The organism is Qipengyuania sp. (assembly GCF_048550555.1).
Classification (GTDB): domain Bacteria; phylum Pseudomonadota; class Alphaproteobacteria; order Sphingomonadales; family Sphingomonadaceae; genus Qipengyuania.
On sequence record NZ_JBLYYF010000015.1, the window covers coordinates 70,035 to 88,560 of the forward strand.

25 protein-coding genes are annotated in these 18,526 nt (G+C 67.0%); 19 read left to right on the forward strand and 6 right to left on the reverse strand.

The annotated features are described in order from the left end of the window. Position 1 precedes the first annotated feature (1 nt). Genes ACN4E0_RS02885 through ACN4E0_RS02900 form a run of 4 tightly spaced genes read left to right on the forward strand, consistent with a single transcriptional unit; the run spans position 2 to position 2,985 of the window. Positions 2–1,114 carry an AI-2E family transporter gene (locus ACN4E0_RS02885; RefSeq protein WP_419565356.1) on the forward strand — a complete coding sequence of 371 codons (1,113 nt, stop codon included), beginning with the start codon at positions 2–4 and terminating at the stop codon, positions 1,112–1,114. Then, positions 1,104–2,348, forward strand: a complete 1,245-nt coding sequence (locus ACN4E0_RS02890; protein WP_419565358.1) for a DUF3089 domain-containing protein — start codon at positions 1,104–1,106, stop codon at positions 2,346–2,348. Before ACN4E0_RS02885 ends, ACN4E0_RS02890 begins: the two co-directional genes overlap by 11 nt. Next, positions 2,324–2,812: a Holliday junction resolvase RuvX gene (gene ruvX / locus ACN4E0_RS02895; RefSeq protein WP_419565360.1), complete on the forward strand. Its 489-nt coding sequence runs from the start codon at positions 2,324–2,326 to the stop codon at positions 2,810–2,812. The genes ACN4E0_RS02890 and ruvX overlap by 25 nt, the downstream gene beginning before the upstream one ends. An 11-nt stretch (positions 2,813–2,823) precedes the next feature. Further along, the gene (locus ACN4E0_RS02900; protein ID WP_419565363.1) at positions 2,824–2,985 is read left to right on the forward strand and encodes a hypothetical protein; all 162 of its coding nucleotides are present in this window, start codon (positions 2,824–2,826) and stop codon (positions 2,983–2,985) included. Here the strand turns inward: ACN4E0_RS02900 and ACN4E0_RS02905 are convergent. Genes ACN4E0_RS02905 through ACN4E0_RS02915 form a run of 3 tightly spaced genes read right to left on the reverse strand, consistent with a single transcriptional unit; the run spans position 2,976 to position 5,008 of the window. Beyond that, on the reverse strand, positions 2,976–3,872 hold the full coding sequence (locus ACN4E0_RS02905; protein WP_419565365.1) for a transposase: 897 nt from the start codon (positions 3,870–3,872) through the stop codon (positions 2,976–2,978). The genes ACN4E0_RS02900 and ACN4E0_RS02905 overlap by 10 nt on opposite strands. Then, positions 3,860–4,840, reverse strand: coding sequence for a hypothetical protein (locus ACN4E0_RS02910; RefSeq protein ID WP_419565367.1), 981 nt, complete (start codon positions 4,838–4,840; stop codon positions 3,860–3,862). The genes ACN4E0_RS02905 and ACN4E0_RS02910 overlap by 13 nt, the downstream gene beginning before the upstream one ends. Positions 4,841–4,855: 15 nt before the next feature. Beyond that, complete coding sequence (locus ACN4E0_RS02915) at positions 4,856–5,008, reverse strand: hypothetical protein (RefSeq protein ID WP_419565369.1); 153 nt, start codon at positions 5,006–5,008, stop codon at positions 4,856–4,858. A 133-nt stretch (positions 5,009–5,141) separates the two neighbouring features. Between ACN4E0_RS02915 and ACN4E0_RS02920 the strand changes: the two genes are divergently transcribed. Both ACN4E0_RS02920 and ACN4E0_RS02925 read left to right on the forward strand, forming a co-directional pair. Further along, a complete protein-coding gene (locus tag ACN4E0_RS02920; RefSeq protein ID WP_419565371.1) occupies positions 5,142–5,588 on the forward strand; it encodes a PaaI family thioesterase in 447 nt (148 codons plus the stop codon). A gap of 1 nt (position 5,589) precedes the next feature. Further along, on the forward strand, positions 5,590–6,003 hold the full coding sequence (locus ACN4E0_RS02925; protein WP_419565373.1) for a PaaI family thioesterase: 414 nt from the start codon (positions 5,590–5,592) through the stop codon (positions 6,001–6,003). On the opposite strand, the gene ACN4E0_RS02930 is transcribed toward ACN4E0_RS02925, so the two are convergent. Beyond that, the gene (locus ACN4E0_RS02930; protein ID WP_419565375.1) at positions 6,000–8,189 is read right to left on the reverse strand and encodes a transglycosylase domain-containing protein; all 2,190 of its coding nucleotides are present in this window, start codon (positions 8,187–8,189) and stop codon (positions 6,000–6,002) included. The genes ACN4E0_RS02925 and ACN4E0_RS02930 overlap by 4 nt on opposite strands. 60 nt (positions 8,190–8,249) lie before the next feature. Beyond that, entirely contained in the window at positions 8,250–9,245 is a 996-nt protein-coding gene (cobS, locus tag ACN4E0_RS02935; protein WP_419565377.1) for a cobaltochelatase subunit CobS, read from the reverse strand. 108 nt (positions 9,246–9,353) lie between these two features. Between cobS and ACN4E0_RS02940 the strand changes: the two genes are divergently transcribed. From ACN4E0_RS02940 to ACN4E0_RS02985, 10 genes are all read left to right on the forward strand, one after another. Beyond that, positions 9,354–10,202 (forward strand): oxygenase MpaB family protein, encoded by an 849-nt coding sequence (locus tag ACN4E0_RS02940; RefSeq protein WP_419565380.1) that lies wholly within the window; start codon positions 9,354–9,356, stop codon positions 10,200–10,202. Positions 10,203–10,277: 75 nt separating this feature from the next. After that, a complete protein-coding gene (locus ACN4E0_RS02945) occupies positions 10,278–10,916 on the forward strand; it encodes a TetR/AcrR family transcriptional regulator (RefSeq protein ID WP_419565383.1) in 639 nt (212 codons plus the stop codon). Next, positions 10,913–11,350, forward strand: coding sequence for a VOC family protein (locus ACN4E0_RS02950; protein ID WP_419565386.1), 438 nt, complete (start codon positions 10,913–10,915; stop codon positions 11,348–11,350). Before ACN4E0_RS02945 ends, ACN4E0_RS02950 begins: the two co-directional genes overlap by 4 nt. Positions 11,351–11,356: 6 nt before the next feature. Beyond that, positions 11,357–12,031: a glutathione S-transferase family protein gene (locus ACN4E0_RS02955; protein WP_419565389.1), complete on the forward strand. Its 675-nt coding sequence runs from the start codon at positions 11,357–11,359 to the stop codon at positions 12,029–12,031. An 11-nt stretch (positions 12,032–12,042) separates the two neighbouring features. Then, the gene (locus ACN4E0_RS02960) at positions 12,043–12,396 is read left to right on the forward strand and encodes a DUF1428 domain-containing protein (protein ID WP_419565392.1); all 354 of its coding nucleotides are present in this window, start codon (positions 12,043–12,045) and stop codon (positions 12,394–12,396) included. A gap of 10 nt (positions 12,397–12,406) precedes the next feature. Further along, entirely contained in the window at positions 12,407–13,210 is an 804-nt protein-coding gene (locus ACN4E0_RS02965; RefSeq protein ID WP_419565394.1) for a VOC family protein, read from the forward strand. A 61-nt stretch (positions 13,211–13,271) separates the two neighbouring features. After that, positions 13,272–13,904, forward strand: coding sequence for a glutathione S-transferase family protein (locus tag ACN4E0_RS02970; protein ID WP_419565397.1), 633 nt, complete (start codon positions 13,272–13,274; stop codon positions 13,902–13,904). Continuing rightward, positions 13,897–14,376 (forward strand): VOC family protein, encoded by a 480-nt coding sequence (locus ACN4E0_RS02975; protein WP_419565399.1) that lies wholly within the window; start codon positions 13,897–13,899, stop codon positions 14,374–14,376. The genes ACN4E0_RS02970 and ACN4E0_RS02975 overlap by 8 nt, the downstream gene beginning before the upstream one ends. A 3-nt stretch (positions 14,377–14,379) precedes the next feature. Beyond that, positions 14,380–15,054 carry a dihydrofolate reductase family protein gene (locus ACN4E0_RS02980; RefSeq protein ID WP_419565401.1) on the forward strand — a complete coding sequence of 225 codons (675 nt, stop codon included), beginning with the start codon at positions 14,380–14,382 and terminating at the stop codon, positions 15,052–15,054. After that, positions 15,054–15,728, forward strand: a complete 675-nt coding sequence (locus tag ACN4E0_RS02985; protein WP_419565404.1) for a glutathione S-transferase family protein — start codon at positions 15,054–15,056, stop codon at positions 15,726–15,728. Before ACN4E0_RS02980 ends, ACN4E0_RS02985 begins: the two co-directional genes overlap by 1 nt. Positions 15,729–15,867: 139 nt before the next feature. Here ACN4E0_RS02985 and ACN4E0_RS02990 read toward each other — a convergent pair whose 3' ends face one another. Next, the gene (locus ACN4E0_RS02990) at positions 15,868–16,461 is read right to left on the reverse strand and encodes a J domain-containing protein (RefSeq protein WP_419565406.1); all 594 of its coding nucleotides are present in this window, start codon (positions 16,459–16,461) and stop codon (positions 15,868–15,870) included. A gap of 60 nt (positions 16,462–16,521) precedes the next feature. On the opposite strand from ACN4E0_RS02990, the gene ACN4E0_RS02995 reads away from it, so the two are divergent. Genes ACN4E0_RS02995 through ACN4E0_RS03005 form a run of 3 tightly spaced genes read left to right on the forward strand, consistent with a single transcriptional unit; the run spans position 16,522 to position 18,524 of the window. Beyond that, positions 16,522–16,794 (forward strand): BolA family protein, encoded by a 273-nt coding sequence (locus ACN4E0_RS02995; RefSeq protein ID WP_419565408.1) that lies wholly within the window; start codon positions 16,522–16,524, stop codon positions 16,792–16,794. A gap of 13 nt (positions 16,795–16,807) precedes the next feature. Beyond that, on the forward strand, positions 16,808–17,698 hold the full coding sequence (locus ACN4E0_RS03000; protein WP_419565410.1) for a pirin family protein: 891 nt from the start codon (positions 16,808–16,810) through the stop codon (positions 17,696–17,698). 10 nt (positions 17,699–17,708) lie between these two features. Then, positions 17,709–18,524: an SDR family NAD(P)-dependent oxidoreductase gene (locus tag ACN4E0_RS03005; RefSeq protein ID WP_419565411.1), complete on the forward strand. Its 816-nt coding sequence runs from the start codon at positions 17,709–17,711 to the stop codon at positions 18,522–18,524. Positions 18,525–18,526 lie beyond the last annotated feature (2 nt).

Consider the following 18,526-nt stretch of genomic DNA (forward strand, 5'->3'; position numbering starts at 1 on the left):
CATGGCCGACGAGACACAGGGCAGCACCAACCAGGATCTCGGCACCAGCCCCTCGCGGATCAACAACCCGCGTATCCGCCACGAAATGTCGCGCGCCATCGTGTGGGTCACCGTGATCGGCACGGTCGCGCTGGCGGTATGGATCGCACGCCCGCTGCTGGTGATCTTCGGGGCGATGGTTTTCGCCTCGATGATCGACGGCGGCGCTCGCCTGCTCGGCCGCGCGCTTTCCATCAGGCGCAGCTGGCGTGTCGCGATCGTCCTCGCTGCCACGACCGCCTTCATGCTCTGGCTCGTCTATTTCGCCGGTTCGACGATCTCGCAGGAAGCCGCGCAGTTTCCCGCCATCATCGAGCGCCAGCTGGGCGAGCTGTTCGCCTGGGCCCGCTCGCAGGGATTCCAGATCGACCAGTCGCAGCTGCAGAACTACCTCGGCAATATCGGCAGCGGGATCAGCACCGTCACCAAGGCGCTCGGCGGAATTCTGGGCGGCGCGGCCACCATGCTGCTGATCGTTGTGATCGGGATCTATGTCGCGGTCGATCCGCAGCTCTACGAACGCGGGGTCGCCTGGATGCTTCCGCGCGAACATCGCGACCGGTTCTACGTCAACACCGCGCGCATGGGCCAGACCATGCGGCGGCTGATGGCGGGGCGTCTGCTCGGCATGGTGGTCGAAGCGCTGTTCACCTATGTCATGCTCGGGGTGGTTGCCCCGCTGGTCGGTATCGGTGCGGTTCCGATGGCCGCCCTGCTCGCGATTCTCACGGGACTGCTCGCCTTCGTCCCCAATCTCGGCGCGATCATCTCGGGCGCGCTGATGGTGCTGGTCGGATTTTCGGGCGGAGTCGAGATGGGGATCTACACTATCTTCGTCTATTTCTTCGTCCAGAACTTCGACGGCTATATCGTCATTCCCATGATCGCCAAGAAGACGGTCGATCTGGCCCCGGCGCTGGTGCTCGCCTTCCAGCTGATCATGGGCATCCTGTTCGGCATTCTCGGCCTGTTTCTCGCCGATCCGCTGCTGGCGATGATCAAAGTCGCGCTCGAGCGTCGGGCCGAACAGGCGGACGAAAACCAATCGGGAGAAGCTGTCAGCAATGGCGCGTAAGTTCCTCTATTTCGTGGCGGTGTGTATCGTGCTGGTCATCGCCGCAGCCATCGCCCTGTCGATCTGGTCGCGCGAGGCGACCGAGATCGCCTTCGTTCCGCGCGGCGAATTCGTCGAACAGCAACCGCTGGCGGACAATGCCTATCAGGACCCGGGCATGTGGTATTCGCGCCCCGGCATCGGGCCGAGCGATCCCGCGCGCTACCAGCCCGCGGTCGCCGAGAGCGCGCCCGACCCTGCCGGGCAGGACGCTTCGCCCGAGGCCCCCGCCGCCGAGCAAAGCCTCGGTGCACCCGCCCCCACCGCGACGCTCGGATCACGCACCGGCGAAGCCGCGGAGCCCGACGAGCTGCCGAAGTTCGCGGTCTTCTTCGTGCCCCCGACCAGCTATACCAAGGGGGCGCTGGGCGACTGGAACGCGGCGCTGAACGATGCCGATACCGACCGGCTCGCCGCGGTCTTCCTGCGCGGGCTCGCCAGTCCCTTCAATCGGGCCGACGAGCTGTGGGCGCCCAAGTACCGCCAGGCAGCGGTCGGCGCCTTCCTGACCGACAAGCCCGAAGCCACCATGGCGATCGATGCCGCCTATGCCGACGTCGCGCAGGCGTTCGACTATTTCCTTTCGAGCGTCGACGAGGGCAAGCCGATCGTGCTCGCGGGCCACAGCCAGGGTTCGACGCACATCCTGCGCCTGCTGCGCGAAAAGGTCGCGGGCACTCCGCTCGAGGCGCGCATCGCCGCCGTCTACGCACCCGGCTGGCCGATCTCGGTCGAGCACGACCTTCCCGCCCTCCCCGTGCCAGCCTGCGCGACTCCAAACCAGGCCGCATGCCTCGTCGCCTACGCAAGCTTTGCCGAAGACGGCGATCCCGGCCAATTGCTGCGCCGCTACGCCGCCACGCCGGGCCTGGATGGCGAGGCGCGCGGCGAGGAGGACCCGATCGTCTGCGTCAACCCGCTGACCGGTACCAGCGGCGGTTCGGCCGATGCTTCGGCCAACCTCGGGACGCTGGTGCCGAGCGGGGACCTCGCTACCGCCGAACTGGTGGCGAAGGCTGTTCCGGCCCGCTGCGACGCGCGCGGCCTGTTGCGCATCGGCGACCCGCCCGAACTGGGCGAAGGCGTGCTGCCCGGCGGCAACTACCACGTCTACGACATCCCGCTGTTCTGGAAGAACCTGCAGGAAGACGTCATCGCGCGGGTGAAGGCATGGACGGCGGCACGGGCATCGTAACCGATAATGCGCTGACCTACGGCGACGCGCTGCCCGATGGCGGCGCGCTGCTCGGTCTCGATCTCGGCACCAAGACGATCGGTGTCGCCACCTGCGATGCGGGGTGGCGTTATGCGACCGCGGGGAAGACCATCGCGCGAAGCAAGTTCACCAAGGATTGCGGGGCCTTGCGCGCCATCGTTGCCGAGCGGTCGATCAAGGGCGTGGTGATCGGGCTGCCGCGCAACATGGATGGCAGCGAAGGGCCGCGCGCGCAGGCGAGCCGCGCCTACGCGCGCAACCTCGCCCAATCGCTCGATCTGCCCGTGCTGCTGTGGGACGAGCGCTGGTCGACGTCGAGCGCCGAAGCGGCGATGATCGGGCAGGACATGAGCCGGGCGAAGCGCGCGGACAGGATCGACAGCCATGCCGCGGCGGTAATCCTGCAGGGCGCGATAGACGCGCTGGCGGGCGGGGGGCTATAGTCGCAGCCGCCATGCGGCTGATCGATGCTCTCCGGCACCTCGCCCTGGGCGAAGGGTCCGATCCCGATACCGGGCTGGCGCATCGTGACCGCTCGCTGTCGCGCGCACTGGCCATCCTCGGCACGATCTTCCTGCTGCTGGGCTTCGGCCTCTTCGCCCTTCTCTACGGCTGAAGCGCGGCCCGGCGCAGACGCGCTTCCCCGGCCAGCATAAGGTTTCCGGCCCGTTCCGCCTCGCGCCACAGGCGATCGCGGTCCGCGTCGCTGTCGAGCAGGCTGCAGCGTGCCTCGAAACTGGCCAGGCGCATGCGCGCGCTGGGATGCGTCCGGCCGAAGCACTCGGCAAGGTCGAGCGCCTCGGCATCGCCCAGCGCCACCGCGCAGCGCAGGAAGGTCTCGCTGGCGGAGGGATTGAGGATGCGCGCCACAGCCTTGCGTCCGAGATCGAAGCCGTATTGGTCGAACCAGTCCTGCCCCGCATCGACCCGCATGACATTGAGCGAGACCGAAGTGGTCACCGGTGGAAGCTGCGCATGCACATCGACATGCGCGCGGTAGTGCATGAGCTTGCCTTCATGGAGCGCGCTGCGCTCGACGAAGTGCAGCGGGGCCTGCTCGCCGGAGAAACCGGTGATCGCCTCGTAGTCGATCTCGTAATAGTCGCTGCGATAGCCGGGTCCGAAATAGCCGGCGGTGAGAAAGTGGAAATTGTGGTCGTGCGGGATCCCGTAGACGAAACTGTGCGCCCCGCTGGCGCGAAAGCAGCTCTCGTCCTCGCTCGGCCAGATATTGGCGCGCAGGAAACAGCCGCCCCGCAGTGGCGAGAGCACGATCGCCTGCGGGCCGTAGGCGCTCTCCTCAAAGCTGTCGCGATGCCGCTCCTGCAATTGCGCGACCAGCAGGTCGCCGAGGAAATGGCGGTTGTTCGCCAGCCGCTCGAGCGCCGCCGCTGCTTCCAGAGTACTGCCCTCGTCGTGCGGATCGAAGCCTTCCGCCAGCGCATCGATCGTCTCCGCAAGGCTGGCGCCGTCCGCCTGGCTAGCGGCGATCACGCGGGGCATGGCACAGGCTCGATGCCGGCAAGTTGCGGGTGCGTTGCGATCAGCTCCGCGCGCAGGTTCCGCGCGGGTCGTGCCAGCGGATCGGCGCGGTCATCGGCAATGCTCGACAGCACGCGAAGGCCCGCGGCGGTGTCGAGCGCCAGGCATTCACGCAGAGCCTGCCATCGGAAATGCTCGCTGCCGCCCCGGGCGTCCAGGGCCACATCGGCAAGCACCGGCGCGGCATCGCTGCATCCCATGCGTCCGAGCAGCGCCATCATCAATTCGTGCTGGCTTTCTCGCCGGTCTCCGCTCGCACGATGGAGCAACCTTCCGGAGGGAAGAGCGAACCGGCGGGTCGGAAGCGGTGTCTCCGCGAAGCGGATGAGGCGCAGGATGAGCAATCGCCCGCGCACCGTGCGGAGGACCTGCGATCGGGCGGAACCGCACAGGGCGATCACGGAAGTCTCGGCAACCTGCTGACGACGTTCCATAATCGTCGCATGCGCCTCGCTCTCGCTGGCGATTTCGAGCAGGCCGAGCTCGCCTCCCCCCGCCAATACGACGTCGTGCCGCTCCGCATCGGGGAATGTCGCGCTTGCGGCGTCGCCGCTCTGCGATCCCCCTTCATACAGGGCCAGCCCGAGTGTCGCGCGCCCCTTTCCGGCAATCTGCAGGTAGTGAAAACCGGGGCCGGACTGATGACGAAAGGCGAGTTGCGCCAAGGGATAGGCGCGCTGCACCCGCACGATGCGGCGGACAAATGGTTCAATCGCCCCTCGCGGGGTCCCGCCCGCCGCGAACAGCAACGCGAGATGAGTGCAGTCGGAGAGCGGAGTCCCCGTCCCGTAGGACTCGAGGTCGGTCAGGACAGGGGCCAATGCAGGATCGTGCCGGCATTGTCGCACCACCTCGGCCACCGCCTCGCGCATGACGCGCTGCGCGGCATGATCACCGCGCAGCGCACCGATCTGCGGATCGATCTGCATCGCCCCGCCTGCGGGTCAGAGCAGCATGTCGATCAGCGAATGGTCGTAGACATAGACCATGATGGCCACGATCGTGTCGTCCGACCCGCCCGCCGACAGGCTGCCGAACAGTCCCGTCGCCACATCCAGCTCGGGCAGGCTGCCCAGATCGATCTTGGGAAAATCCATCGACTCCTCCTTTGTCCCGGCAGCCATAGAACCCCCTGTCCCCGTCTGCCGCAAATCAGGCTGACGGAGCGTGGCGGGAAGATGTATTTAAAGGATTGTAAGGTCTGCGGCCGCGCGGCTATCGCAGCCCGCAATGAGCGAGCAGGAGCGCAAATTCGACCCCGCCAAGGCGACGTCCTTCTTCGCCGGGCGGGGGCATTCGGGCTGGCTGGGGTTGAAATATTCCGACCATGGCGACGACTGGGTCGAACTGGAGCTTCCCTGGCGCGAGGACCTGCTCGGCGAAGATGGCCAGCGCGTACTCGCCTCGGGCCCGATCCTCAGCCTGATGGACATGGCCAGCGGCATGGCGATCTGGCGCGCGATGGACGACTTCGCCGCCATCGCCACGCTCGACCTGCGTGTCGATTACGTCCGTCCCGCGCGCGAAGGCGCGAGCGTGTTCGGCCGCTCGCAATGCTATCGCATCACCCGCAGTGCCGCCTTCGTCCGCGGCCTGGCGCATGACGGCGATGCCGACGACCCGGTGGCGCATATCCAGGCGGTCTTCATGAAAATCGCACCCACCGCGAGGCTCTGAGATGGCGGACCATCCCGATATCGAAGCGCTCACCCCCTATGCCCGCTCGCTCGGCATCACGCTCGATAGCTGGGAGGATGGCACGCCTACGCTTTCGGTAGCGTTCGACGAGACGGTCGAAGGGCGACCCGACCATTATCACGGAGGGGCAACCGGCGGGTTGCTCGAGACCGCGGGCTATGCCGCGCTGCGCGCCGAGCTCGCGCGCCAGGATCGCGCCGCGCTGCTCAAGCCGATCAACATCACCGTGCAATATCTCGCCGCGGGCAAGAGCCGCACGAGCTACGCGCAGGGGCGCATCACCAAGCTCGGCCGGCGCAGCGCCAACATCACCGTCGAAGCGTGGCAGGACGACCGCAGCCGTCCGATCGCCACCGCGGTGATGAACGTCTTCATGGCCGAACCCGCAGACTAGTTGCGCGGCTCCTGCGTCGCGGCCTCCTCTCGGCGATTGCGCGCTTCCGCGCGCCGTTCGTCCGCGCGCCGGCGGGCGTCCTCGATCGCCGCCTGATCGACCGTGACCCCTCCATCGCCGATCGAGATGTCGAGCGGAACGCCGTCGATCTCGGTCGAGAGCACCGCCTCGCCGTCGCGGATGCGGAGGCGCGAATTGCCGTCGCCCAGCGGGATGTCCTCGAGGTCGGGCACGTCGAGCGGCTCGATCGGGCCGCCCGGATCGTCCTGCTCGCGCGGTTCGGGACGGCTCGGCGCGGCCTTCACGTTCATCGCGCGGTTCATGAAGTCGCGCCAGATCCGCGCGGGCAGCCCGCCACCGCTGATTGCGCCCTTTAGTGGCGAGTTGTCGTCATTGCCGATCCACACCCCGACCACCAGGTCGCCGGCATAGCCGACGAACAGCGCATCGCGATTGTCCTGCGTGGTCCCGGTCTTGCCGAAATTCGGCCCGCGCAGCATGGCCGCACGACCGGTGCCGTCGTTGATCGCCGAGCGCAGCATCGCTTCCATCGCCCGCTGGGTCGAGGAGGAGAAGCTCGAGGGCCCGTCCCATATGTTCTCGAAGAAGCCGCGCTCGGGCCGGGCGAAGGCATGCGGCTCGATCGGATGCTCGTTCGCCGCCACCGCGGCATAGGCCGAGGTCAGCTCGAGCAGCGACATGGTCGAGGTGCCCAGCGCCAGGCTCGGATCGCCCTTGGCGAGCGGCGAGGTGACGCCGAGATCGCGCGCGGTGGCGATGACCTTGTCGCTCCCCACCTCGCCGAGCAGGCGGACGGCGGCGACATTGCTTGAGCGCGCGAAGGCTTGCTCGAGCGTCAGGCTCTCCGAATAGCGCCCGCCCGAGTTTTTCGGGCGATAGCTGCCTTCGGTAATCTCGGTATTGGCTATCAGGTCGTCGGGGCTCCACCCGGCGCGCAGCGCGGCGAGATAGACGAACAGCTTGAAGGTCGAGCCCGGCTGTCGGCGCGCCTGCGTCGCGCGGTTGAAGGGCGATTGCGCGTAATCCTTGCCGCCGATCATCGCCACCACCTCGCCATTGCGGCGCATGGCGACGAGCGCCACCTGCGCCTCGCCCAGCGGGGCGCTCTGCGTCACCTGCCGCGCGATGTTCTGCAGGCGGGAATCGAGCGTGGTGGTCAGCGTCTGCCGCGAATAGCCCGCCTCGGTCTGGTCGCGCGCCTCGGGCAGCGCCCAATCGGCGAAATAGGTTCCGGTCGGCAGGTCGTTGCGCGTGCGCACGTCGAGCGCGGGCGGCTTCATCGCGCGCCCCTCCGCCTCGGTCAGGTAACCCGCGGCGACCATCGATTGCACCACCAGCGCCATGCGCTTGCTCGCCCGGTCGTAATGCTGCGTGGGGGCATAGGCGCTTGGCGCCTGCAGCAGCCCCGCGAGCATGGCCGCCTGGTTGGGTTTGAGGTTTTCCGGCTTGCGGTAGAAATAATGCAGGCTCGCCGCGCGCAGGCCATAGACGTTGTCGCCGAAATAGGCGTTCGAGAGGTAACGGCCGAGGATCTCGTCCTTGGTCAGCCAAGCTTCGAGCCAGAAAGCGATCAATGCCTCGCGCGCCTTGCGCGTCAGAGTACGCTCGGGCGTGAGGAAAGTGAATTTGGCGAGCTGCTGGGTGATCGTGCTGCCCCCGCCCGTCCCCGTGAAGGCGGCGCGGGCGATGCCGCGCGGATCGACCCCCCAGTGCGAATAGAAGCGCCGGTCCTCGGTCGCGAGGAAGGCCTCGACCACGTGCGGTGGGAGCTTCGCCACCTCGACCGGTTCGTCGGTGATCGCGCCGTTGCGCGCGATCGGCGTGCCGTCGGCGGCCAGCAGTGTGATCTGCGGCGCGGCGATGGGCTCGAGCGATTTCGAGAGCGGCGCGGTGATCGCCAGCCAGGCGAACAGCGCCATGAACAGCGCAAGCACGCCCGCGACCAGCCGTACTGCCCACCAGCGCTTGCGCCGTCCGCGCCAGTATTCGCGCTGCCAGAAGCGCAGGCGCTTGCGCTCCTCGGCCTCCAGAGCAGTGTCGAGCCGGTCGAGACGGTCGTCCCAATCGTCGTGGTCGAGCGCCTCGTGCGTCGCGTAATAGCCGCGATGCGCGGGGAGGTCCGCCTGCGGTTCGCTCTTGCGCCGGAAGGAATCGAAAACGCCCATGGCCTACTGTGTTAACGTAACAACACAGCTATGCATAGGGTACGCCCGATGAACCCTGCTTTACGACGCTTTGCCGACCACGCTCTCGGGCAGGTCCTCGCCGAACACGCGCTGGTAGTATTCGGCCACCAGCATGCGCTCTTCCTCGTCGCATTTGTTGAGGAAGCTGAGGCGGAAGGCGAAGCCGACATTCTTGAAGATGGCGTAATTCTGCGCCCAGGTGATGACCGTACGCGGGCTCATCACCGTGCTGATGTCGCCATTGATGAAACCCTGGCGCGAAAGGTCGGCGACCTTGATCATGTCGGCCAGGATCTCGGGATCGATGTCGGGGTTCTTCGCCTCGACGATCTTCTGCTCGGTCTCGGCAGGCAGGTAGTTCAGGCCGACGACGATGTTCCAGCGGTCCATCTGGCCCTGGTTGATCTGCTGCGTCCCGTGATAGAGCCCGCTCGTGTCGCCGAGGCCGACCGTGTTGGCGGTGGCGAAGAGGCGGAAGCCCGCATCGGGACGGATCACGCGGTTCTGGTCGAGCAGCGTCAGCTTGCCCTGCTGTTCGAGAACGCGCTGGATCACGAACATCACGTCGGGGCGACCGGCGTCGTATTCGTCGAACACCAGCGCCACCGGGTGCTGCAGCGCCCAGGGCAGCAGGCCCTCGCGGAATTCGGTGACCTGCAGCCCATCGCGCAGCACGATCGCGTCGCGCCCGACGAGGTCGATGCGGCTGATATGCGCATCGAGGTTGATCCGCACGCAGGGCCAGTTGAGGCGCGCGGCGACCTGTTCGATGTGAGTCGACTTGCCGGTACCGTGATAGCCCTGCACCATGACGCGGCGATTGTGGGCGAAGCCGGCCAGGATCGCGAGCGTGGTATCCGGGTCGAAGACATAGGCCTCGTCGAGATCGGGAGTGCGCTCGTCCGGCTTGCTGAAAGCGGGCACCTGCCAGTCGATATCGATCCCGAATGTCTCGCGCACATCGACGGTGGTGTCGGGCGCGGGAAGCACGGTTTTGGCGGAGGCGTCGAAGGTCTTGTCGGTCATATCGTTCATCGCGTCTGGCGGGTTAGACGGATGGATAGGTAGCTGCAAGCAACGAAATCGCTGGGCCGCCCAAGCCCCGCTCGACTCGCCGCCCGCGCGGTCGCATAGTCGGCGGCGATGCTTCCGCCCACGCCGCTGTCCGAACGCTTTCGCCGCAAGCTCGTCGAGCGGGTGCGCGGCGTGTTCAACGACGTGCAGAGCGGGCAGCAGCCGGTGCCTCCCTCGGACGAGGCGCTGTTCGAACGCGACAGCCCGATCCGCATGGTCCATGCCGATATCGTGGCGATGATGGTCGGCGGGATCCGCGGCCTGCTGCTGCAGATGCTCCACCCCCATGCGCTGCAGGGCGTGCTCGACCATTCGAACTTCCGCAGCGACATGCACGGGCGCCTGCGCCGCACCGCGCGGTTCATCGCCGTGACGACCTTCGGCCATCGGGACGACGCGCAGGCGGCGATCGAGCGGGTCAATCGGATCCACGCCGCCGTCGGGGGAGTGCTGCCCGACGGTAGGCCCTATTCGGCCACCGATCCGCGCGTGCTGGCCTGGGTCCACGTCGCCGAAGCGACCAGCTTCCTCGCGGCCTATCTGCGGCATGTACGCCCCGACATGCCCGGCAGCGAGCAGGACGAATACTACCGTCAGTTTGCCACCATCGCCCATGCGCTCGGCGCGGACCCCGTCCCGACCGATCGCAGCGAGGCCGAGGCGATTTTCCACGAACTGCGCCGCGACCTGGCGACTTCTCCGGCGGCGCGCGAGATAGCCGATCTCGTGCTCAACCAGCGCCCCCCGGGCGCGCCGCCGGCCGTGCAGGCCCTGCTCGGGGCGGAGGCGGTCGCGCTGGTGCCGCCCTTCGCCCGCTCGATGCTCGGCCTCGAGCGTCCCGGCTTGGCGGGCATTCCGGTGCGTGCCGCAACCTGGGGCATGGGCCAGACGCTGCGCTGGGCCTTCCGCCAGAACTGATCGATTCGACCGGGTGACGGAACCCTTCGCCGATCGCAGCTTGCCGACATACCAACCGGTTGGTATGTCGGCGCGGTGATCCCGAATCGACCTTTCCGTCCCGCTCCGCAGAATGCGCGAGATCGCCTGCTCGAAGCGGGCGTGAAGTTGATCCGCGCACAGGGCTTCTCCGCCACTTCGGTCGGCGAGCTGTGCGCCGAGGCCGGCGTGACCAAGGGCGCCTTCTTCCATCACTTCGCATCCAAGGAAGCGCTGGGCGCCGAGCTTGCCGCCTATTGGAGCCGCTCGACCTCGGGCTTCTTCAGCGATGCGCCCTTCCGCCAGATCGAGGATCCGGTCGAGCGCCTCCTCGGCTATCTCGACCTGCGCATCGCGCTCATCGGCGGGCCGGCCGAGGGCTTCAGCTGCGTCGCGGGCACGATGATCCAGGAGAGTTTCCGGACCAGCGAGCCGATCCGCGCTGCCTGCCGCGACAGCATCCTCGGCAATGCCGACCTGTTCGTCGAGGACTTCGCCGAAGCGATCGAAACATACGGCCTCGATGCCGACGCCAAGAGCCTGTCGCTGCACATGCAGGTGGTGATCCAGGGCGCCTTCATCCTCGCCAAGACGCAGGACAGCGACGATGCCGCCGCCGCCATGGCGCGCGACAGCCTGATCCATCTCAAACGCTACCTCGGACTACTCTTCGGAAAGAAGGAAACCCGCCAATGACCAAGATGATATTCGTGAACCTTCCCGTTGCCGATGTGGCGAAATCGACCGCCTTCTACGAAGCTCTCGGTTTCGAGAAGAACGAGAAATTCTCCAGCCCGCAAGGTTCGGGCATGATCTGGTCGGAAGCGATCCACGTCATGCTGCTCGACCACGCGTTCTACGCGACGTTCACCGACAAGAAGATCATCGACGCCCGAACCACCAGCGGGGTGCTCAACTGCCTCTCCTTCGACAGCAAGGCGGCTGTCGATGCGATCCACGAGGCCGCGCGCGGCGCCGGTGGCAGCGAACCGCGCGCCATCGAGGACCAGGGCTTCATGTACGGCGGCGCTTTCGAAGACCCCGACGGCCACATCTGGGAGACCATGTGGATGGATCCGGTCGCGGTCGAGCAGGGTCCCGAGGCCTTCATGGAAGCCGCGGCGGAGTAGAGGCCGATGTCGATGATCGACCCGGAAGCCGACCTCGAAATCAGCGGCTATCGCTGGGTGCCCGGCTTCGCGCAGGGCTTCGTCCGCGACCTGCGCCCGCGCTGGGCCTGCGAGGAAGCCGGCATTCCCTATCGCGAACGCCTCGCCAATGTGGCCGACAAGCCCGCATGGCTGGTCGAGGGCCAGCCATGGGCCCAGATCCCGATCATGCGCGATGGCGATCTGACGCTGTTCGAAAGCGGCGCCACGCTGCTTCATCTCGGTGAACGCAGCGACGCGCTGCTGCCCGCCGACCCGCAGGCGCGCGCCGATGCGATCTCGTGGCTGTTCGCCGCCTTCAACACGGTCGAGCCGCCGATCTTCGAACACGGCAATATCTCGCTCTTCGCGAAGGACGAGGAATGGGCGAAGCTGCGCCGACCCAGTCTCGAGGAATTCCTCGGCAAGCGGCTCGCCCCGCTCGAGCGCAGGCTGGCGGCCCAGGACTGGCTCGGCGACAGCTTCACGATCGCCGACATCGCCATGGTCACGACGCTGCGCGCACTCGGCGGCAGCCGCGTGATGGAGGATCACCCCGCCGTCACCGCCTATGTCGCGCGCGGCGAGGATCGCCCCGGCTTCCGTCAGGCCATGGCCGACCATCTGGCCGCCTTCGCCCGCCATCCCGACAACAAGGACTGAGGAGAGAGACCATGTATGTGAACGGATTCGTCATCGCCGTGCCCGAAGGCAACAAGCAGGCCTATATCGACGTCGCCGAGAAGTTCTGGCCGATCGCCAGGGAGTTCGGCGCGCTGAGCCAGGTCGAATGCTGGGAAGCCGATGTGCAGGACGGCAAGACCACCGATTTCCGCCGCGCGACCAAGGCCGAAAAGGGCGAGAGGATCGTCTTCAGCTGGGTCACTTGGCCCGACAAGGCGACCGCCGATGCCGCCAACCAGAAGATGATGGAAGATCCGCGCATGGAGGATTTCGGCGAGATGCCGTTCGACGGACCGCGCATGGTCTATGGCGGGTTCGAACCGATCGTCGAGAAGAAGGCATAGGAGCGGGACCATGGCGAACGAGGACCGCGGCGCCTTCATCTGGTACGAGCTGATGACCGATGATCCGGCATCGGCGCGCGCCTTCTACAAGGCGGTGGTCGGCTGGGACATCGATCCTGGGGGCAATGCGATGCCCACCGGCACCACCTATCGCATGATCGGTCGCAGCGATGGCGGCCACGCTGGCGGCGTGCTCGAGATCGGCGAAGACATGAAGGCCGATGGCGCGAAGCCGGTGTGGCTGGGCTATGTCCACCATCCCGATGTCGATGCCGCGGTCGAGGCTTTCACCGCGGCCGGCGGCGCGATCCACCTGCCCGCCATGGACATGCCCGGCGTGGGGCGGATCGCGATGGTGTCCGACGCGCAGGGTGCGACGCTCTACCTCATGACGCCCACCCCTCCGCCTGGCGATCCCGACGCGACAAGCGACGTGTTCGATTACGCGCTGCCGCAGCGCTTCCGGTGGAACGAGCTGTGGACCACCGATCCGGAAGCCGCCACCGCACACTATACCGGGGTGTTCGGCTGGAAGCAGGAGAATTCCATGCCGATGGGCGAGATGGGCGACTATCGCTTCATCGAGCGCGACGGCGGGATGATCGGCGCCATCGCGCAGGCGCAGCCCGGCGGCGAAGGGTCGCGCTGGCAGTATTTCGCCGGCGTCGACGATATCGACCGCGCCTGCGAGGCGGTCACCGAGCATGGCGGCACCCTGCTCGGCGAACCGCAGCAGATCCCCGGCGGCGAGTATTCCGTCTATGCGCACGACCCCTCGGGTGCGACGATCGGACTGGTCGGACCGCGACGATAGCGTTTGCCTCGACTCGCCACTCGTGTTCTACAGATGTTCTCACATTCTCAGGAGAGAACGCATGGCCCGCTTCACATTTTTCACCAATCCGATGAGCCGCGGCCAGATCGCCCGCTGGGCGCTGCATGAAGTCGGGGCGGAATACGACACCGAACTGGTCGACTGGCAGGCCAAGCCTGCGGATTTCGTCCGCGCCAATCCGATGGGCAAGGTGCCGACGCTGGTCCACCACCATGACGGCGACCACATCCACGTCGTCACCGAAGCGGCGGCGATCTGCCATTATCTCGCCGAAACGCATCCCGACGCGGGCCTGCTGCCCGAAGAGCACGAGAAAGCGGATTACTTCCGCTATTTCTTCTTCGCGGCAGGACCGGTCGAGCAGGCGGTCACCGCCAATGCGATGGGTTGGCAGGTGCCCGAGGAGCGCACCGGCATGGCGGGCTTCGGCACTTACGAGCGCACGGTGGACACATTCGAGCAGATGTTCGCGGACCGCGATTTCGTCTGCGGCGACCGCTTCACCATGGCCGACGTCTATGTCGGCAGCCAGGTCGACTGGGGCCTCAGCTTCGGCTCGATCCCCACGCGCCCGGCCTTCGAGGCCTATGCCGCGCGCTTGCGCGAACGCCCCGCCTACAAGGAGGCAAAAGCCATCGACATGACGCTGATCGAGGAGAGCCGGAATGGTTGAAAAACTGACCACCGTGCTGTGGTACGACGGCGACGCCGAGGTCGCCGCGCGCTTCTATGCCGAGACCTTCCCCGACAGTTCGGTCGGGGACGTCTTTCGCGCCCCGTCCGACTTCCCCAGCGGCAAGAAGGGCGATGCGCTGACGGTCGAGTTCACCGTGCTGGGCCGCGCCTTTTCGGGCCTCAATGGCGGCGACATGTTCAAGCCCAACGAGAGCGTCAGCTTCATGGTCGTGACCGAGGACCAGGCGGAAACCGACCGCTATTGGGACGCAATCGTGGGCAATGGCGGCCAGGAAAGCGCCTGCGGCTGGTGCAAGGACAAATGGGGCTTCAGCTGGCAGATCACCCCGCGCACGCTGCTCGAATCGCAAATGGCCGGCGGCGACGAGGCCCGGCGCGCTTTCGAGGCGATGATGGGCATGACCAGAATCGACGTCGCGGCGATCGATGCTGCACGCAGGGAGAGCTGAGCCGTGCCGCGCAAGATTACCGGCGGCGTGTTCCTCTCGCTCGACGGGGTCATGCAGGCCCCCGGCGGCCCGACGGAAGATCCGACGGGTGGCTTCGACGAAGGTGGCTGGGTGTTCAAGATCTGGGACGAGGAAGTCGGCGAGACCATCGGCTCGCTCTTCGCGGGCGACTACGACCTCCTCCTCGGTCGGCGCACCTACGACATCTTCGCCGCCTACTGGCCCTATGCCGAGGGCGACAACAAGCCGATGAGCGAGGCCTTCGGCAAGGCCGGCAAGCATGTGCTGACGCGCGGCGGGCAGGACTTGCCGTGGGAGAACAGCCATCGCCTGCGCGGCGTGGAGGATGTCCGCAAGCTCAAGGCCAGCGAGGGCAACGACCTCGTCATCCAGGGGTCGAGCACGATCTACCCCGAATTGCTGGCAGCGGGACTGATCGACGAGCTGGTGCTGATGACCTACCCGGTCATTCTCGGTTCGGGCAAACGCCTGTTCGGTGTCGGCACTCCGGTCGAATTGTTCGAGGTGCTCGACCACCGCGTGACCGCCCGGGGAACCGTGGTGACCCGCTATCGTCCCGGCGGCACGCTGCCACCCTACCCGCCCGAGGGTCCGATCCCCGCGACCAGCGACCGCGAGGTCGCACGGCAGCGGCGCATGCGCGAGGGAAACTGGTAGTGCTCGAACTCTACGGCCACCTGTTCTCGTCCTATACGTGGAAGCCGCTGATAGCGCTCTACGCCAACGGCACCGAATTTACCTTCCGCGAAATCGGCGCCGGGTTCGACGACAGCAATGCGGTGGTTCACGCGGCACACCCGGCGGGCAAGTTCCCCGTGATGACCGATGGTGAGACGAGCGTGATCGAGGCGACCGCGATCATCGAATATCTCGCGGTTCATCACCCCGGACCGGCTCCGCTGATCCCCGCCGACCCCGCCGAAGCCGTCCGCGCGCGCATGCTGGACCGGGTGTTCGACAACTATCTCCAGGGCAATTTCCAGCGGATCGTCGGCGCCTATCTCTCGAACACCGACGTAGGCGACACGCCCGTCGTCGGCGAACCCAACCTCGCCGAGGTGGAAGCGGGCGCGGCGGGCTTGCGCCGTGCCTATGCCTGGCTCGAACACTGGCTGGCGGACAATGCTCTGCCGCGGCATGTCTCGCTGGTCACCTGCGCGGCGGCCCCGGCACTGTTCTATGCGGACTGGTGCGATCCGATCCCCGCCGACTGCCCCCGCCTGATCGCCCTGCGCGCCGAGCTGCTGGCCCTGCCGGAAGTGGCCCGCTGCGTGGACGACGCCCGGCCATGGCGCGAATATTTCCCGCCGGGAGCACCCGATCGGGACTGAATGACGCTTGTGCGCTCTGTACAATTCACTCAGTCCGAAGGCGTAAATCGTTGGGCGGGCAGACCCGCGATGGGGTTACGCCTGCTGTACTGGCTGTGCGTGGCCTGGCCGCTCGCCTGGCTGGCGGGGCGCGCATCGCCTAACCGATTGCGCGCGATTTCCTGAGCGTCTGGTAGGCTTCGACCACCCGGTTGAGCCGGCTTTCATATCGCCGGTCGCCTCCATTGCGATCGGGGTGATAGCGGCGGACGAGCTCCGAATAGCGGCTGCGCAGCCGGCGGCGGTCGGTGTCCAGCCCCAGCCCCATGGTTTCCAGTGCCTCCGCCTCCTCTTTCGAGAATCGCCCGTCCATCGCCATGTCGGCTTCGCGCCGGGCGCGGCTCTTGATCCCCGCCGCGCGCGCCGAGATCGCCTCGAGCGGGTCGTCGTAATCGGCCCAGCGCGGCATTCCGTCGACCCCGCCGGTCGGGCGGAAACTCGGGCTCTCGGTCCGCCAGCCCGATCCCGGGGCCTGCGCATGGTAGATTTCCTCCGCGCTCATCCCCTCGAACCAATCGTAGCCGGAGTTGAATTCGCGGACGTGGTCGAGGCACAGCCAGCGCCACTCGCCGGGCCCGTCGAAACCGTGCCCGCGCCCGCCCGGAGCCCGGAATTCTCCGGGCTGCTCGCAGGTCGGATGCGCGCATGTGCGGCCCGTATTGTCATATCGTCCGTGGAACTTCGTCTGGCGCATTCGCACTAGAATGGGGAGCCAACTGCGCTAAGGAAACCCTTGGGAAGGAGATTCGAACGCGTGTCAGGACCAGTCCAGCAGGAAATGGAACGCCTCTTGACCGAGGCTTTCGCCCCCACCAGGCTCGAGGTGATCAACGACAGCGCCAGCCATGCGGGCCATGCGGGCGACGACGGCAGCGGGGAATCGCATTTCACCGTGGTGATCGAGGCACCCGCCTTCGCCGACAAGTCGCGCCTCGAACGCCAGCGCATGGTCAACCGGGCGCTGGGCGACATCCCGGGCGAGCGGGTTCACGCCCTCGCCATCCAGGCATCAGCACCAACCAGCTAGGAGACGCGCGACCATGAGCCAGATCGAACAGGTCCTGACCCCGACCACGCACGATCTCGGCCAGTTCGAAGTCCGACGCGTGCTGCCCTCGCGGCCCCGCAGCATGGTCGGGCCGTTCATCTTCGTCGACCAGTTCGGCCCCGCGCAGCTCGATCTCGGCAACGGCATGGATGTCCGCCCGCATCCGCATATCAATCTCGCCACGGTGACCTGGCTGTTCGAGGGCGCGATCGATCATCGCGACAGCCTCGGCAGCTTCGCCACCATCCGGCCGGGGCAGGTGAACCTGATGACCGCCGGGCGTGGCATCGTCCATTCGGAGCGTTCGCCCCAGAGCGAGCGCGCCACCGGCCCGAGACTCTTCGGCATGCAGACCTGGCTCGCCCTGCCCGATGGCCGCGAGGAGATCGATCCGGCGTTCGAGGCGGTGAGCGACCTGCCGGTGATCGAGGACGGACGCGCCAAGGCGATCGTCATCATGGGCGAGCTGTGGGGCGAGCGGGCCACCACCACCACCTATGCCGACACGATCTACGCGGAAATCCACCTGGCCCCCGGCGGCGCGATCCCGATCGAGGACGAGGCCGACGAGCGGGCGGTCATGCTGGTCGAGGGCGAGGCCACGATCGACGGGCACTCGCTGGCGCGCTACGAACTTGCGGTTCTCCAGCCGGGCCGCGACATGACGCTCGAGACCAAGACCGGCGCGCGGGTCATGCTGCTCGGCGGCGAAGCCTTCGAGACCAAGCGCCACGCCTGGTGGAACTTCGTCAGCTCGAGCCGCGAGCGCATCAATCAGGCCAAGGACGACTGGCGCGCCGGGCGCTTCCCGAAGGTCCCGGGCGACGAGGCGGAGTTCATCCCCCTGCCCGAGGGCGCACCCAAGACCGTTACCTATCCGTGAGGGAGAAGAGATGATTTTCGACGGCAAAACCGCCTGGATTACCGGCGCGAGCAGCGGCATCGGCGCGGCGCTGGCGCGCGAATGGGCTGCGCGCGGCGCGCGTATCATCCTGTCGGGCCGCGACGAGGATCGCCTCGCCAGGGTGGCCGCGGACATCGCCACCGACACGCTGGTGCTCCCCTTCGATGTGCGTGACGAGGACGCCATGCGCGCGGCGACCGACACGGCGATCGGCTGGCAGGACGGTGTCGACATCTTCGTCGCCAATGCCGGGGTATCGCAACGCAGCGCGGCGCTCGAGACCGAGATGAGCGTCTATCGCGAGATCATCGACATCGACCTGACCGCCCAGATCGCCGCCACACAGGCGCTGCTGCCGCATCTGGTCGAACGTGGGAGCGGGCACCTGCTGTTCATCAGCTCGATCGCGGGCAAGGTCGGCGTTCCCATGCGCACCGCCTACTGCGCCGCCAAGTTCGGACTGATCGGCTACGCCGATGCGCTCCGCGCCGAGCTCTCGCAGCAGGGCGTGTCGGTCCATGTCGTTTGCCCCGGCTCGGTTGCGACCGACGTCAGCCGCAACGCGCTGACCGCCGACGGCAGCAAGCGCGGGCGCAGCGACAAGGTGATCGACAACGGCATCGCCCCCGCCGAGGCGGCGCAGCGGATCATCGACGCGGTGGCCACGGGTCAGCGCGAGATCGTGGTCGCCGAGGGCATGGAGCAGGCCATGGGCGAAATGCGCCGCACGCCCGACCAGCTGCTCGACCAGGTCGCCGGCATGGTTGCGGCGGGCTACATGGAAAAGATGAAGGCGGAGGCCTGAGC

Bases quoted from the DNA above. Each gene is read 5' to 3' on its own strand.
- ACN4E0_RS02885 (WP_419565356.1), top strand. From the start codon at position 2: ATGGCCGACGAGACACAGGGCAGCACCAACCAGGATCTCGGCACCAGC.
- ACN4E0_RS02890 (WP_419565358.1), top strand. From the start codon at position 1,104: ATGGCGCGTAAGTTCCTCTATTTCGTGGCGGTGTGTATCGTGCTGGTC.
- ruvX (WP_419565360.1), top strand. From the start codon at position 2,324: ATGGACGGCGGCACGGGCATCGTAACCGATAATGCGCTGACCTACGGC.
- ACN4E0_RS02900 (WP_419565363.1), top strand. From the start codon at position 2,824: ATGCGGCTGATCGATGCTCTCCGGCACCTCGCCCTGGGCGAAGGGTCC.
- ACN4E0_RS02905 (WP_419565365.1), bottom strand. From the start codon at position 3,872: ATGCCCCGCGTGATCGCCGCTAGCCAGGCGGACGGCGCCAGCCTTGCG.
- ACN4E0_RS02910 (WP_419565367.1), bottom strand. From the start codon at position 4,840: ATGCAGATCGATCCGCAGATCGGTGCGCTGCGCGGTGATCATGCCGCG.
- ACN4E0_RS02915 (WP_419565369.1), bottom strand. From the start codon at position 5,008: ATGGATTTTCCCAAGATCGATCTGGGCAGCCTGCCCGAGCTGGATGTG.
- ACN4E0_RS02920 (WP_419565371.1), top strand. From the start codon at position 5,142: ATGAGCGAGCAGGAGCGCAAATTCGACCCCGCCAAGGCGACGTCCTTC.
- ACN4E0_RS02925 (WP_419565373.1), top strand. From the start codon at position 5,590: ATGGCGGACCATCCCGATATCGAAGCGCTCACCCCCTATGCCCGCTCG.
- ACN4E0_RS02930 (WP_419565375.1), bottom strand. From the start codon at position 8,189: ATGGGCGTTTTCGATTCCTTCCGGCGCAAGAGCGAACCGCAGGCGGAC.
- cobS (WP_419565377.1), bottom strand. From the start codon at position 9,245: ATGAACGATATGACCGACAAGACCTTCGACGCCTCCGCCAAAACCGTG.
- ACN4E0_RS02940 (WP_419565380.1), top strand. From the start codon at position 9,354: ATGCTTCCGCCCACGCCGCTGTCCGAACGCTTTCGCCGCAAGCTCGTC.
- ACN4E0_RS02950 (WP_419565386.1), top strand. From the start codon at position 10,913: ATGACCAAGATGATATTCGTGAACCTTCCCGTTGCCGATGTGGCGAAA.
- ACN4E0_RS02955 (WP_419565389.1), top strand. From the start codon at position 11,357: ATGTCGATGATCGACCCGGAAGCCGACCTCGAAATCAGCGGCTATCGC.
- ACN4E0_RS02960 (WP_419565392.1), top strand. From the start codon at position 12,043: ATGTATGTGAACGGATTCGTCATCGCCGTGCCCGAAGGCAACAAGCAG.
- ACN4E0_RS02965 (WP_419565394.1), top strand. From the start codon at position 12,407: ATGGCGAACGAGGACCGCGGCGCCTTCATCTGGTACGAGCTGATGACC.
- ACN4E0_RS02970 (WP_419565397.1), top strand. From the start codon at position 13,272: ATGGCCCGCTTCACATTTTTCACCAATCCGATGAGCCGCGGCCAGATC.
- ACN4E0_RS02975 (WP_419565399.1), top strand. From the start codon at position 13,897: ATGGTTGAAAAACTGACCACCGTGCTGTGGTACGACGGCGACGCCGAG.
- ACN4E0_RS02990 (WP_419565406.1), bottom strand. From the start codon at position 16,461: ATGCGCCAGACGAAGTTCCACGGACGATATGACAATACGGGCCGCACA.
- ACN4E0_RS03000 (WP_419565410.1), top strand. From the start codon at position 16,808: ATGAGCCAGATCGAACAGGTCCTGACCCCGACCACGCACGATCTCGGC.
- ACN4E0_RS03005 (WP_419565411.1), top strand. From the start codon at position 17,709: ATGATTTTCGACGGCAAAACCGCCTGGATTACCGGCGCGAGCAGCGGC.